The following is a 13,135-nucleotide window of genomic DNA, read 5'->3' as shown; positions in this document are numbered from 1 at the left end:
TCAGGTAGGGAAATCGGGTCTCAGAACCGGCCGGCGAGGGTCAGCCGCACGGCTGTCGGCTCGACCGGGTGGAAGTGGCGATCGGCGACGCCGGCCGCGTCTTCGCCCGGCAGGCGTGACACGTAGTAGTAGGTGATCTGATCCGCCTTGGCATTGGTCAAGTTCAGCACGTCGAGGGAGAGGCTGACCCCGTTGTCGAAGTTGTACCCGACCCGGCCGTTGAGAAGCGCGGTCGGCTTCGAGCGCACCGAGTTGTCCTCGATCAGAGGGCGCGGCCCGAAATAGCGGAAGCGGAGGGAGCCGAACCAGCCCTGGCCTTCGCCGAAGGTGATGCCCGCCGACGCGATCGTGGTCGGCGCCTCGGGCACCCGCCGGCCGACCGGGTCGCGGTCGGCGAAGCGGGCGTTGGTGATCGTCAGGTCGCCCTCCAGGGCCAGCCAGGGCGTGACGGCGTAATGGTTGCTCCACTCGATACCGAACCGCCGTGTCGGCCGGCTCGGCTCGGTGGTGCCGGTGTCGCCCTGGAACAGGTTCTCGGACGCGAAATCGAGCCGGAACAGCGCCAGGGAGGTTTCCAGCCCGGCGATCGAGCGGTTGCGGATGCCGACCTCGTAGCCGGTCGAGGGCACCAGGAACGGCGAGCGGGACACGTTGAACAGCGGACTGACCGGATCGACGGTGGCCGTGACGCCGCGAGCATCGTTCGAATGGAAACCGCCGCCGTAGTTCACGTACAGCTCGGTATCCAGCCACGGCCCGAGCACCGCCCCGAGCTTCGGATTGACGATGCCGTCGCGGGCGCGGCCCGAATTCGCCGGGGTGTCGGAGCGGACATCGGCATAGTAGCCGTCTGCCCGGAAGCCGACGCTGGTGCGCAGCCAGTCGGTCCAGCGCACCCGGTTCTCGTAGTAGAACGCCGCGCTGGCCTCCAGCACCCGGTCGTCCAGCACCGTCGAGCGGTACTGCCGCGCCGTCGTGTTGAACAGGCCGACCCGGATGTCGTCGGTGCGGGTCTGCACGCCGATCTCGTTCTCCATGGCGAGCCCGAACAGGTCACCCTGGAACACGCGCGAGATTTCGCCGCCGCCGAGCACGCGGCTGTCGCGCTGGCGGAACTGGTCGCCGTTGACCGGATCGTTGAGAAAATACGTGAAGTTGTTCCAGAGGTTCATCTGGTAGCGGATCACGTAGGCCGACGCCCGGGTGATGCCACCGGCATCCGACTGGCTCCAGCGCCCCGACAGCGAGAAGCGGCCGGTATCGCCGCCATCGCTCGGGTCGAGGGTGCCGTAGCGGCCGATGATCCCCTCCGCCACCGCCCGCTCGGGAATCTGATTGGTGGCATTCCACTTGGCCCAGTAGGCCATGCCGGTGACCGCAAAGCCGTCGAGCGGCGTGCCCTGGCTGTAGCGCACCACGCCGTTGAACTTGCGGAGGGTATCGGGCACCACCCACGGGCCGTCATAGGTCTGCGCCTCGCCCGCCACGAGCAGGTTGCCCGCGCCGAGCGGTGCCGAGGCGGCCGAGAGGGCTCGCTTGAGACCGAAGCTGCCCAGCGTCGTCAGCGCGATGTTGCGGTTGAGCTTGTCGAGATAGTCGATCCGCACCGAGCCGGCCGCGGCGAAGTCGCCGTCGCGCACGAAGTACGGGCCCTTGTGGAACTCGACCGCGCCGACGAGCTCGGGGATCAGGAAGTTGAGATCGGCGTAGCCCTGGCCGTGGGCATGGGTGCGCATGTTCACCGGCATGCCGTCGACGGTGATGGCGATGTCGGTGCCGTGGTCGAGGTTGAAGCCACGCAGGAAGTACTGGTTGGCTTTGCCCTCACCCGAGTGCTGCGTGATGATGAGGCCCGGCACTTCCTCCAGCACCTCGCCGGGTCGGGTCACCGGGCGGCTGTTGATCTGCGCCCCCGTGATGATGCCGGCACTTGCAGCATCAACCGGTCGAAGTGCACCGCCGATGCCGGTAACGCCGCCGACATAGCCGGCGCTGGCGTTAGGTGTGCCCGAAGTCGTGGCGGCCGGTGCTTCCGGTGCGACCGTGATCTCCGAGAGCGCGATGGTATCGGCGGTCTCGGTCACCGGCGGCGCGGCCCAGGCGTGGGAGGCGACCAGCAGGACGGTGGCGGAGCTGAGCAGGCTGTATCGACGCACCCGGAGGGCAGACGACAAGGTAGAGCGGGCCAACGGCATTCCAGAAGCGGCATCGAGGCGTGCCCCTCGCACGTCCCGCGTATGAGAAATCTACGCAAAGTTCACACCGCCGGCTGTGGCCGGCGGTCCTCAGTGGTCAGCGTTGTCATCGTGCGGGTGCGGGTGGTTGGCCGGCTCGGCGCTGTTCTCGGGAATGAGGTGCAGGTGGCCGTAGCGCACACCCCGCTGGGTGATGATGCGATCGGCGTAAGCCTGCATGGCCGGCACAGATCCATGCAGCACCGCAACTTCCAGGCAATCGTCTCTGGTCAGATGCACATGCATGCTGGCGATGGACACCTCGTGGTGGTGTCCTTCATCGGTGAGACGGCGCGCCAGGTCGCGGGTACCATGATTGTAGACGTAGCTCAGCGTCCCGTAGTAGGGCGCAGCACCCGCCTGATCTCCTTGGGATGGGGCGACCGCATCGCGGACGAGGTCACGCACGGCCTCCGAGCGGCTACCATAGCCGCGTTCGGTGCAGAGACGATCCATCGCCGCCAGCAGCTCGTCGTCAATGGTGATCGTGATGCGCTGCATGCCCGCTCCGTCAACTGCTTGATGGCTTTGGTAGGAGCATGGCGAGCGCGTGAACAGCTAGGGGAATGGCGGGCCTTCGCACGGCTCATGCCTCCAGCGTCCATCCATCACATGAACTGGCATGTAAGAAAATCGACCCGTTCCTGACAGCCAGAAGATCCTTCGGCGGTGACGCACTTGACGCGAGAGCCCGGCGACGCAGCGAATGTCAGGAAGCCGTGTCATGAAATCAAATGTCTGGAAAATCCTCGCGACCGGACATTCCCGACAGAGCTTGCGAGGAGCCGCTTCGGGTCAGGAGTGTGGATTGCGCAAGTACCACCGGAACATCTGAGTGGGGTCGGAAGCGGCCCCTCACACGCTCAGGCTAGTTGGGTTTTGACCCTAGCGATGCCGGGGCTCCATCAGTTCCAGAAGCTCGCGACCGCCCGCGCGCCGCGGCGACCTGCCGGGCGAGGATCTCGACCGTCGCGACGATCGCCACGGCGGCGAGCAGCAGCCCGGCCGAGATCGCGATGACGAGGTCAGGCAGGCTCATGCGCGGGGCCCCCCGAATAGGGGGCGCTCGACCAGCCAGCGATCCCGCGGCGGCATCAGAGCGAGCAGGTCGTCCACGCGGTCGTAGAGATCCAGCGTGTGCGTCCGCGCGACGGCCCCGAGGATCCCCAGCTCGGCCCAGGCCCGCTCGACGCCGTCGGGCGCCCGGCCGCGGCGCACCGCGGAGACCGCCCGGCGGAACGCGGTTTGCTGGTCGCGGTCTAGGGCGTAGAAGGCGCGCCTCACTGCCGCTGCCTCCGCCGTTCCCTGCGCGACCTAAGGGCTCCGGGGATCACGAGGCAGCCGTAAGAGGCGAGGCCGGGGCAGAGGAAGGCGGCCGAGATTACGTCGCCTGGTGTGATCACGAACGCCGTCGTCACGCCCGGCCCCCGTCCATGAGGCCCTGGTGGACGAGCGCGGTGTAGACGGCGCCAGCCTGCTGGAGGGTCGAGAGGCCGTCGGCCTGCGTGCGGTCGAGGACCTCGCGGATGACCAGCCAGGGCGACGGGGCCGCCGGGGCGGGCGGGGCCCACCGCGGCGACTTGGGGAACCGTTTATGGAGGCGGGCCCGGATCGCCGGGTCGATCGCCTCGGCGGTCACGCGGCCTTCTCGCGACGCGTGAACTGCTGAGGGTTGGCCTCGGCATAGGCGTTGGCCGTCCCCAGCGCGACATGGGCGAGCATCTCGCCAAGCGGCGCTGGCTCGCGGTCGAACTCCGCCACGATGAGCTCGGTCCCGTCGTGATCCCGCTCGACAAGTCGACACGTCACCGAACCGCAGTTCTGCCGCTTCCAGTCGGTTAGTCTGAACCGCTTTTCGACCATCTGGCCCGTCCCGTTGTCCACAGGATTTCAGGCTGCCACGCCTCATCGATTCGCACTGGACGCTGGCAACGAAAAAGCGCAGCGGGCCTGAGTCGCAGAGGGCGTCCCTAGGGAGGGGCGGTCTCAACGAGGCTTAGGTGCGGGCATCCGCCGCAGGTGAGCTGGCCAGGATTCGAGCGGTCTCAGTAGGGGATCGGCAACCAGTTTTCGGCCGTCCGACGGCTGTCCGGAAGAGGGCCCTTGCCCGGCGAGGGCGTCCAGGGAATGATGGTGGCTCGACTGGGAGAGCCCCCCCGTGACCCTCGCTCGCTGCTTATCGAAACGGATCTTACCGACCGCCGCCTGAGCCACCCGCTCGGCGCCCCTGCGCGTCCTCCGTTTTCCCAGCGAGATCCCAGATGCCCAACACGAAGCACAGCCGCCAGGCGGCGGCGAATGCAGTCGCGCGCGCCATGGCCGGCGACACGACGATCCCCGGCCCCCGCGAGCCGAAGTCCCCCCAGGGGCGCCTGGAGATGCTGGCCGGCGGTGAATTCGTCGGCTGGTCCGCCATCGAGGACGCGGTCGCCCGCCTCAAGGGGCTCCCGATCGAGTGGCTCTCCGAGCGCTCCCGGCGCGCGGTCGAGAAGGCGATCGCCAACCCGACCTTTAAGGCCCTGCGCCGGGCGCGGGCCGTGCTGTTTGATGAGAGCGCGCGTCGGGATCTTCCCGACATGTATACGAAGGACTGCGCGGTCGTCCACGAGATGCTCGCGTTCAACCTCGCCGCGCTTGGGTGTCCTCAGGCGCACGGAGAGATTACGGCAGCCGCGCTCGATCGTTTCAGCCAGCTTCTAGGCGCCGGCCGACACGCCGAGGCGTGCATGTGCCTAAGATCGGCTATCGTCTGGGCCGGCAATGCCTCCATGGATTTCACGGACCAGCCTTATTACAGCGAGCCTAACTACTCTCAGCTGTCCCAATACCGCTTCGACACGCGGCGGCTGCTGCAATTCGCGATGGCTCTTCACGACGCGGAGGCCCAGTCGCTGATCGCGGACGCAATCCTGAAGGGGGGCGCTGGACAGCTTCCTTCCAAAGACGGGGACGGCGACCTCGCCCTGGACCTGCCCGACCGCGACTTCATGGCGGGCACTCAGGATCTTCCGGAGCCGGAAGAGCCGCTCCCGATCCCCGCGCCGGTCGGACGGACGCTCGTCGTCGTCGGCTCGCTCGAACACCTGCCGAAGCCGGCCGTGCACGCCCGGGAGAGGCGCGATAGCCCCCGCGCGGAGTTCGAGCGGATCGAGAAGAAGCTGCTGCCGCTGCTCCCCGCGCCGGATCCGCACGAGTTCGTCGAGGAGGGCGTGCGCCGGGCGCCCTGGCTGCGGCCCATCTTCGAGGTGCTCGCGGCAGATCTCGTCGGGGCCCCCTTTGCCTGGACCCGCCCGACCGCACTCGTCAGCCGCCCCGGTACCGGCAAGACGGCCGCGATCCGCGCGGTCGCCCGCGGGCTCGGCCTGGCGCTGCGCGTCTATAACGCGGCCGGGGCGGCGGACGGCTCTTTCGGCGGCACGTCGCGGCAGTGGGCCACCGGCCGCGCGTCGATCCCTCTCCAGGCTATCCTGCAAGAGGGTGTCGCCAACGTCATGATTGGCGTTGACGAGATCGAGAAGGCTTCCCTGGATCGCAGAAATGGAGCGCTCTCAGACACGCTCCTACCTTACCTTGAGCGTGAGAGTTCAAAGGCTATATTCGACAGCTATATCGAGGCGAATGTAAATCTCTCGGCTGTCTCGTTCCTCGTGACCGCCAATTCCATGGAAGGCGTCCCCGGGCCCCTCCGGGACCGCCTCAGGATCCTAGAAGTCCCGGCTCCGGGACGGGAGCATCTGCCTGTCGTCGCGGCGAACCTCGTCGCCGAGATCCGCGCCGAGCGCGGGCTCGATGCGGTGTGGATGCCTGACCTCGATGGCGACGAGATCGCCCTCCTGGCCAAGCACTGGAAGGGGGGCAGCCTGCGACCCCTGCGCCGGCTCGTCGAGACGATGCTCGCCAGCCGGGACCGGCTGGCCCCCCGGCACTAAGGGGGCCGTCATGCAGCGACACGACGACCTTTCGTCCATCGCCTCCCAGATCCAGGCCGCCTGGAAGAGCGGCCGGGTCTGCCCCCTTGTTGGCCGGGGAGCACGGGCCCGCGTCGTCCGCCTCGGCCGGCTCGTATCGGCCGGCCTGCTCTCCTCCTCTGAAGCCCTCGATCGCGCCCGTGAGGCCGAAGCGCTCGCGCTCTGCTTCGCCCCACTGCCCTACGCTGGAGCCTGCCGCCATGCCGATTAGAGACGAGTTCCTCACGGTCGCCTCCCGCGCACTGCGCTCCCACAGTGGCGCCGACAGCGTCACCGCGACGGCGGTTCGTCCCAGCCCGGCAGGGCCCCTCATCGAGTGGCGGGCGCCCCTCCTTTCGCGCGAGCGCGAGCGGCGGCCGATCACAGGGGGTTTCAGTGTCCTCGGCCCGCCGTCGGGCACGCTCCTTCTGACTGTGCTGGCGCGGTACCTCGCGTGTCGATGGCGCGCGGGGCCGCCCCACGCACCGAAGACGTGGGCGGAGGACCTCGCCGCCAAGCACCCCGCGATCTTCGACTTCCCGCCCTCAAGTCACGCTGGCTGGTCGTGGCTTTGGGAGGCTGGGGCTGAGCTCATCACAGAGCATGGGACCCCCCGCGGCTTCAAGACGACCGACACGAAGGAAAAGTTTGGCACGCTGAGATGGGATATCCAGGCTAACGAGTGCGCCGACTATGCAGACAGCATCGTCGATTGCATGGATCATCTTTCAGGTTATATCTGTGAATACTGCGGTGCCCCGGGTATTCTTCGCAAGGGATCCTGGGTCAAGTGCCTATGCGATGCCCACAGCGAGGGCAAGTCGGCATTCCGAGCGGAGGGGTGGTAGATGCGCGCGATCCTGACACTCGTAGCCCTCGCCGCCGGGCCGGCCCCGGCGCAGGCGGAGCCCCCGGTCACCCGGTACAGCGTCGTCGTCGTTGAGCGGACCGCCGGCGGGGAGCTCACCGCGACGCTCACGGCAACCAGGCGGCGCTACACGACGGCCTGGACGCTGGAATGCACGGGCGCCGGCGACCGCCATGCCCGCCCCGAGGCCTCGACGTACCGCGGGGCCAGCGTCGCGGACGACCGGTGGCTCGAACACCGCGGCGCGGCCGGGCGCTTCACGATCGCGCTGGCCGAGCCGAGGCTCTGGATGTCGTCGCTGCCCGGCTGTCCCCGCGTGGGGCAGCCCCAGATCGAGCCGCTGCCCTGATGCAGGGAAATGCTACCGAAATGGCCTTCGCTTCCAAACGAGGAGGGCCCCGGGTCATTCCCGGGGCCCTCTGCTTCTTCAGGCGTCTCAGTCGAAGAGGTGTAGGTCTCTGGCTGCAGCGAGGACCCTCCTCATATCGGCGGGCACAGGAAGCAAGGGGTCCTTGCCTGCCACGATGAGCCTGGCGAGGCGCGTCACGCCGCGGGGGGTGACCCACAGCCGGATGACGAGCTTCTCGCGGACGGTCCCGTCCTGCCGCTTGACAGGAACGGTCTCCGGGACCTCGACGAGCTCCTCGGCGTCGAGGCGATCCTGCCAGCCCACGTCCTCGCCGCCCTCGGTCCGCTTATAGAACCAGCGCACGCGGGCCCCCGCGTCCCGCATAGTCGAGGGCGGCCTCACCGTAGAGGCCGGCCCGCAGGAGGATCGCCGTGACGGCGAGGTCGACCTCCGGAGGCCGAATGTCGTCCGGGACCGGCGGGGGGACGGCGACCGTCATACGGACCGCTCCCACTGCTGCGGGGGATCCGTCATCGGCGCGGCCGGGATCTCCTGCCGCGCCATGAGGGCGATCCCCGTGAGGACGCCGATCGCCCACGCCGCTAGGGCGACTGTGGGGATGAGTAGGAGCCGCATCATGGGCGGCCCCCGCGGCGGCGGTTCAGTGCCTCCGTGTTGTCCTCCGAGGCCCCGGTGAGGTGCCGGATCGCGCGCGTGAGCTCCGTCACAGACTCGCGAAAATCGCCGAGGATCTCGCGGTCGTCGGCGTGCAGCCGGACGACGGGCGCCGGGGCCGGCTCTGGGAACGTTACGTCGGGGGCCCGGCGCCCCTTGAGCACCGCGCCGACGACGGCCCCCATCGCCGCGAGCGCCGCGAACGCGGATCCGAGAACTTCCTTCCAGGGCGTGAGCGCTTCGGCCACGCCAGCGAGCCAACCGTTCACGGTGCAAACCCCTGGGGCATGGGCGCGGGCGGGTTGTCCCGCATCCACGCATGGACGCGCTCGGCGACGGGGATGTCCCGGCCGGAGCGGTAGGCTGACCAGACGTGGGCGAGGGCGGCGACCGTGTAGACGCCGACCCCGGTTTGGATCCGCCGAGCGCCGGCGCATACATGAGCATCGCGACGTAGCCCCACACTGCGGCGCCGAGGACGGCGCAGATGGCGCGCAGCAGGGGCGTCCGGCGCCAGCGCCCATTGATCGTGAGCGCCAGCATCCGGACGACCGCGAGCGCGATCATCAGGCCTGCCCACGCCCCTTCGGGCATGATGGCGGCGAACCGCTGCCGGTGGAGGCCGGTGGCGAACGTGTTGCCCGGCAGGGCCAGCACGGTGCCGAAGGCGAAGGCCATGAAGGCCCCCAGCCATTCGAGGTCGCGGGCCGGCGTGTAGACGGTCGGGACGACGCGGATGAACCTCATTGCCGCCACCCGCAGGCCTTCGCCCCGAACTCGTTGTGGGCCAGCACCGCCCGGCGCCGCTCGGGCGTCATGGCCTGGATCTCCGCCCGGGAGGGGCGCTGCGGCGCGGCGGTCTCGCAGAACGATCCGCCCCGGCTGCCGCCGGTGGTGACGCATCCCGCGAGGGACAGGGACGCCGCGACCGCCGCGGCGAGGACGACGGGTCTCATCGGGACCACCTCTCCAGCCGCCGGGTGACCTCTTCGTCGGATCGGGAGGCGACGTCCCGGTCGATGCGCGCCCGCTCCTCGCGGGCCTCGGCGTTGCGGCGGAGGACCTCGGCGAGGGCCTCGTCCCGGCCGGCCTTGCGGGATCGGCCGAGGGCGACGAACAGGGCCCACGCCGCGGCCGCCACGATCGCGGCCCCGCGGGCGATCCGGCTGTTCGCGAGGAGCGCCAGGGCTGGCGCGCCCCACGGTGACATGACGAGGGCGCAGAGGGCCGCCAGCGGCAGGCCCGTGAGGAGGATCCAGGTGTTCACCGGCGGTGGCTCCGTGCGGGAGGGGTGACGGCCTCGATCGCCGCCCGGACATCGGACGGGGTCGGGGCCGGGGGGACAGGCTCGCCCAGCAGCGCCGCCATGACCTCGCCGGGCACGGGCTGCCGATCGGCCCGGGGGCACATCGGGGCCGAGGCCAGGGAGGCGGCGAGCGCCGCGGTGGCGAGGGCGCAGGTCACGCGGCGGCCTCGGCGTTGACGGGCTTGGCCTCGGCGCTGTTCGCCTGGACGATCCGGTAGAGGCCGTAGCCGACCGAGATCACCGTCAGGACCGTGCAGATGGTCCTGATGGTGCCGACGTCGGCGAAGGGCTGGATCTGCGCCAGGATGTCGGCCGACTTCTCGCCGATGATGCTGAGGGCCGTGACCGTCGCGGTCTTGATGCCCCGGAGCTTGGTCAGCGCGACCTTGGCGGCGTCGGCGCCGCGGGCGGACGGGGCTGGCTCGACGCTGACGAGGGCGAGCGGCCGGCCGGGCATGATCATGCCCTTCGCGAGGGTCCGCACCTCGCCGACACGCCGGGTCCAGCCCTTTCCGTACGTCGCCCAGTTCTTCAGCCGCTTCATGTAGGCAAGGCGGGCGTCGCTGATCGCGTCGATGAGCGCGGACGGCTGCACGGCACGGACGGCGGCCAGGGTCTCCTCGTCGAGGACGCCGTCGACCTTGAGGCGTTGCCCGAGGGCGGCGAGGGCCTGCTCCAGGACGAGGGCGGCCTTGCCGACGCCGGAGTTGATGGCGAGGTCGAGCACGGCGTAGTCGACGCCGTTGGGCAGGTCATCGAACCGCACGGGCCGCGCGTACTTCCGGCGGTAGATGTCGACCGCCTGCTCGGACGTGATGTTCTTGATGTCGAGCGTAGGGAACGAGTTGGCGGCGATGCCGAACTTCGTGCCCTTGAGGACGCCGACGCCCTTCTTCCCGCCGGTCCAGTTGCCGGGGTCGCGAGGGTCGATGGTGAACCCGCCCTCGTGCTGCAGGACGAGGGCCATGACGACCTGGAAATTCGATGCTGACACGGAGGCGTCCCCTGATGTGGGGCCGCCCCCGGCGATCCGGTGGACGTCCAAGCGAGCGGGGGACGGGGTGAGGCGTCGCCGGTGGCCGGGGGCAGCGTCGGGATAGGGGACGGCCCAGCCGTGCAACTTCCAACACATGCCGGGGGGCTCACGGGGCGAACGCGAGCGCCTTCGTGCGCTTCAGCCCCACGGCGGTCGCGAGCTGGTAGGCGACCTCGACGCTGATGGAGTAGCAGCCCTGGTCGAGGCGCTAGTGCTTCTCGGGCGTCCACGACGTGACGCCGGCCCGGCGGATATCGGCCGGCTTGATCCCTCGTTCCTTGATCCGCTTGCGGACCATGTCGAGGATGTCCGACTTGTCGTTGTTGAGCTCGTCCGTCACGTACGGACGCATCCTAATCGCCCACGCATCCCCCTGGGGATAGACCGCGATCGTCCCGTTGACCCGCTCGCTCATCTGCCTGCTGACCCCCCGGCGAGACACCGAATCGTTTTTTGCTCGCCGCGAGAAATCAGGGTGCCACTGATCTTGTCAGTGTCTAGGCATGGCTAGGCCGAGCGAACTAATGCGCCCGGCCTAGTTCGGTTCCCGGCGTCCCGCGCGAGGGAAGTCAATCCTCCTCGGCCCCGGGCCGGCCGGGGGCGCCCGTCGGGGCCAACGCGATCGTGCGGGGATAGCCGTGGAACGTGGAGGCGTTATCGTATCGCTCGCGGAACGAGGGGCGTGTCGCCCGCGCCTGAGCGGCCGCCTTGGCCTTGGCGGCCTCCTGCGCTCGCCACTTTTCGTACGCCTCCTTCCTCCGAGAGATCATCCACTCGCGCTTGCTGGCGAGGTCCTCCACTAAAACGTCGAGCTTCTGCCCTTCGACCAGAAACGCGAACCCCTTCCCGAGGACGAGCGTCGCTGCCTCAGCGAGGCCTGCGTCGAGATGCTTCGGCGCCTCCGGCACGCCATCTTCGTTAAAGTTCTCCTTAGTGACGCCGAAGATCTTAGCCAGGAGAACGATGCTGTTTCCGTATGGCCTTCCAAGAAGGACATCAGCCTCGCAGAGCAACGGAAACCGGCTCTTGAAATCGACCTTCAAAAACTGCTTGGCCATCCGCGCCGTGTTGGCAAACGGGAAATCCACGGCGAACTGCCAATGCCAGCCGAGCGCCTTCGCCTCTTTGCGGGCTTCGGGCGTCGCCAGGATCGCCATGGCGCGGGCGACGGCATCCTCTCCAACCGGGGCGGGCTGGGGGGCCGGGGGCGGCACGGGCGCGGGGGCGGCTTCCTTGATCACAGGTTTCTCACGCGAATCGGTGGATTCCCGTTTTGGGACGGGCGCCGGAATGGTGCCATCCGCGCGCGCCTCGCGCACGGCCTGCCGGCGTTCCTTCGCCGCCGCTTTCCTCGCCGCGTCCGCCCGAGCCTTGCGCGAGGCCTCGATCGCCACGCGCAGCCTCGCCTTGGAAGGGCCCTCCAGTGCCGGCGCGATATCTGGCGCCTCTGCCTCGGCCATCGAGAAGGCCCAGAACGCCCGGTCGGCCCCGTCGCGCGCGATGGCGTCGAGGAGCCGCTGGCCGCGCAGCGGAGCGGTCTCATGAGCCTCGGTGATCGCCTCGCCGGTCAGGGCCTCATGGATCGCGGCGAGCCAGTAGAGGTATCGGGTCTGCATCTCGGAAGAGAGCAGCGGTTGGGCGCCGCCGCGCACCTTCCTGGTGAGGATCGTGGAGGGAAGCGTGCTGCCGAGCCGCACAAGCGTCTCAGGCCGGATCGCGAACGGGGGCGCGTCCATGCGCTCGCGGAGGAAGGCGAAATTTTCCTCGCCGATGGCGCGGGCCGCGGTCGTCTCAAGGCGCTGGGGCGGGCGCAGGCGGATGGTCAGCACGATGACGGCGACCGCCCGGGCATCCACTAGCTGTCCGTCCTCGCCGCGGACGAGCTCACCGGCGCGACGACGGGCCTCGTGATGGGCCGAGACGTCGAGGAGCTCGAACGCGCGCACGTGCTCGCGGATCTCGGCGATGGCCGGATCCACGTACCGGAGGCGCAGCTGCCCGACGTGATGAGGTTCGGGCATGCCGAGGATGTTGGCGAGTTTCTCCGGCGCGTAGGCGATTGTGAATGCCGACGCGCCCGGCTCGTACCGGAGCTTCTCCGACGCAACGTGGGCGAGGATGTCCCGATAGAGGAGCGTGGAGGCGCGGCGCCGGAACCGGGCGAGGACGGCGAGGTCCAGATGGGCGTAGCGCGTGCCGGGCTGCTGGAGCGGGACGGTCCAGGCGGGGACGTGGAATGTGAAGCTGGCGTCGCGCTTGAGGGGGTCCGGCTCGCGACCGAACAGGCGGGCGAGACTGGCAACAAGCTCGCGGGGCTGCGCCGGGCTGCCGCCCACGGACAGGACCGTCAGCGCCCTCTCGACCGTACACTGCCGCGCGGCGCGGATGCTGTCCTCGGTCTCCGCCCCAGTCGACGCGGCGGTCAGGGCGAGGAGCGTCTCCAGCAACGCCACGTCGCGGGCGGTGACGTCGGACCGGGCCAGCGTCCCGTCCCGGAGCCACATGACCGATCGCGGGACCGACGGGGCGATCGCCAGGAAGTCCTCCGGCGACGCCAGTGCGGCGACGAGGTCGCCCCGGACGCCAGCGACGAAGGGCGCCCGGCGACGGGACTCGGCGGGTCTGGCGTTGGCGGCGGTGCTCATCGGGGCGCCCGTTTGTAAAGCTTCAACGGGAGTGTACGCCCCAGCTGGCGTTCTACAAGAGGGCGGAGCGTGTCC

At 69.3% G+C, this 13,135-nt stretch carries 18 protein-coding genes; 3 read left to right on the top strand and 15 right to left on the bottom strand.

From position 1 onward, the window contains the following. Positions 1 to 20: 20 nt before the first annotated feature. From AC3AOF_RS29705 to AC3AOF_RS29680, 6 genes are all read right to left on the bottom strand, one after another. A complete protein-coding gene (locus AC3AOF_RS29705) occupies positions 21 to 2,195 on the bottom strand; it encodes a TonB-dependent receptor (protein ID WP_488347312.1) in 2,175 nt (724 codons plus the stop codon). Between the two features lie 90 nt (positions 2,196 to 2,285). Next, positions 2,286 to 2,735: a nickel-responsive transcriptional regulator NikR gene (nikR, locus tag AC3AOF_RS29700; RefSeq protein WP_091744806.1), complete on the bottom strand. Its 450-nt coding sequence runs from the start codon at positions 2,733 to 2,735 to the stop codon at positions 2,286 to 2,288. A 367-nt stretch (positions 2,736 to 3,102) separates the two neighbouring features. Further along, positions 3,103 to 3,273, bottom strand: coding sequence for a hypothetical protein (locus tag AC3AOF_RS29695; RefSeq protein ID WP_488347311.1), 171 nt, complete (start codon positions 3,271 to 3,273; stop codon positions 3,103 to 3,105). Next, the gene (locus tag AC3AOF_RS29690) at positions 3,270 to 3,518 is read right to left on the bottom strand and encodes a hypothetical protein (RefSeq protein WP_488347310.1); all 249 of its coding nucleotides are present in this window, start codon (positions 3,516 to 3,518) and stop codon (positions 3,270 to 3,272) included. Before AC3AOF_RS29690 ends, AC3AOF_RS29695 begins: the two co-directional genes overlap by 4 nt. A gap of 130 nt (positions 3,519 to 3,648) precedes the next feature. Beyond that, positions 3,649 to 3,873 carry a hypothetical protein gene (locus AC3AOF_RS29685; RefSeq protein WP_488347309.1) on the bottom strand — a complete coding sequence of 75 codons (225 nt, stop codon included), beginning with the start codon at positions 3,871 to 3,873 and terminating at the stop codon, positions 3,649 to 3,651. Further along, a complete protein-coding gene (locus AC3AOF_RS29680; RefSeq protein ID WP_488347308.1) occupies positions 3,870 to 4,097 on the bottom strand; it encodes a hypothetical protein in 228 nt (75 codons plus the stop codon). Before AC3AOF_RS29680 ends, AC3AOF_RS29685 begins: the two co-directional genes overlap by 4 nt. 398 nt (positions 4,098 to 4,495) lie before the next feature. On the opposite strand from AC3AOF_RS29680, the gene AC3AOF_RS29675 reads away from it, so the two are divergent. The 3 genes from AC3AOF_RS29675 to AC3AOF_RS29665 all read left to right on the top strand — a co-directional run bounded on the left by AC3AOF_RS29675 (position 4,496) and on the right by AC3AOF_RS29665 (position 7,398). Next, positions 4,496 to 6,163 carry an AAA family ATPase gene (locus tag AC3AOF_RS29675; protein WP_488347307.1) on the top strand — a complete coding sequence of 556 codons (1,668 nt, stop codon included), beginning with the start codon at positions 4,496 to 4,498 and terminating at the stop codon, positions 6,161 to 6,163. A gap of 10 nt (positions 6,164 to 6,173) precedes the next feature. Next, positions 6,174 to 6,413: a hypothetical protein gene (locus AC3AOF_RS29670; RefSeq protein ID WP_488347306.1), complete on the top strand. Its 240-nt coding sequence runs from the start codon at positions 6,174 to 6,176 to the stop codon at positions 6,411 to 6,413. Positions 6,414 to 7,029: 616 nt separating this feature from the next. Further along, a complete protein-coding gene (locus tag AC3AOF_RS29665; protein WP_488347305.1) occupies positions 7,030 to 7,398 on the top strand; it encodes a hypothetical protein in 369 nt (122 codons plus the stop codon). Positions 7,399 to 7,485: 87 nt separating this feature from the next. Here the strand turns inward: AC3AOF_RS29665 and AC3AOF_RS29660 are convergent, their stop codons facing one another. The 9 genes from AC3AOF_RS29660 to AC3AOF_RS29620 all read right to left on the bottom strand — a co-directional run bounded on the left by AC3AOF_RS29660 (position 7,486) and on the right by AC3AOF_RS29620 (position 13,060). Beyond that, on the bottom strand, positions 7,486 to 7,761 hold the full coding sequence (locus AC3AOF_RS29660) for a hypothetical protein (RefSeq protein ID WP_488347304.1): 276 nt from the start codon (positions 7,759 to 7,761) through the stop codon (positions 7,486 to 7,488). Next, positions 7,745 to 7,897 carry a hypothetical protein gene (locus AC3AOF_RS29655; RefSeq protein ID WP_488347303.1) on the bottom strand — a complete coding sequence of 51 codons (153 nt, stop codon included), beginning with the start codon at positions 7,895 to 7,897 and terminating at the stop codon, positions 7,745 to 7,747. Before AC3AOF_RS29655 ends, AC3AOF_RS29660 begins: the two co-directional genes overlap by 17 nt. A gap of 136 nt (positions 7,898 to 8,033) precedes the next feature. Next, complete coding sequence (locus AC3AOF_RS29650; protein WP_488347302.1) at positions 8,034 to 8,342, bottom strand: hypothetical protein; 309 nt, start codon at positions 8,340 to 8,342, stop codon at positions 8,034 to 8,036. A 474-nt stretch (positions 8,343 to 8,816) separates the two neighbouring features. After that, positions 8,817 to 9,029, bottom strand: coding sequence for a hypothetical protein (locus tag AC3AOF_RS29645; RefSeq protein ID WP_488347301.1), 213 nt, complete (start codon positions 9,027 to 9,029; stop codon positions 8,817 to 8,819). Next, positions 9,026 to 9,340, bottom strand: a complete 315-nt coding sequence (locus tag AC3AOF_RS29640; protein ID WP_488347300.1) for a hypothetical protein — start codon at positions 9,338 to 9,340, stop codon at positions 9,026 to 9,028. Before AC3AOF_RS29640 ends, AC3AOF_RS29645 begins: the two co-directional genes overlap by 4 nt. Then, positions 9,337 to 9,537, bottom strand: coding sequence for a hypothetical protein (locus tag AC3AOF_RS29635; RefSeq protein ID WP_488347299.1), 201 nt, complete (start codon positions 9,535 to 9,537; stop codon positions 9,337 to 9,339). The genes AC3AOF_RS29640 and AC3AOF_RS29635 overlap by 4 nt, the downstream gene beginning before the upstream one ends. Continuing rightward, complete coding sequence (locus AC3AOF_RS29630) at positions 9,534 to 10,373, bottom strand: glycoside hydrolase family 108 protein (protein WP_488347298.1); 840 nt, start codon at positions 10,371 to 10,373, stop codon at positions 9,534 to 9,536. Before AC3AOF_RS29630 ends, AC3AOF_RS29635 begins: the two co-directional genes overlap by 4 nt. Positions 10,374 to 10,623: 250 nt before the next feature. Then, positions 10,624 to 10,755, bottom strand: coding sequence for a hypothetical protein (locus AC3AOF_RS29625; RefSeq protein WP_488347297.1), 132 nt, complete (start codon positions 10,753 to 10,755; stop codon positions 10,624 to 10,626). 229 nt (positions 10,756 to 10,984) lie between these two features. Further along, positions 10,985 to 13,060, bottom strand: a complete 2,076-nt coding sequence (locus tag AC3AOF_RS29620) for a hypothetical protein (protein WP_488347296.1) — start codon at positions 13,058 to 13,060, stop codon at positions 10,985 to 10,987. Between the last annotated feature and the right edge of the window lie 75 nt (positions 13,061 to 13,135).

The organism is Methylobacterium sp. 142-1Y (genome assembly GCF_057747795.1).
This window is presented reverse-complemented; position numbering and strand designations above follow the sequence as displayed.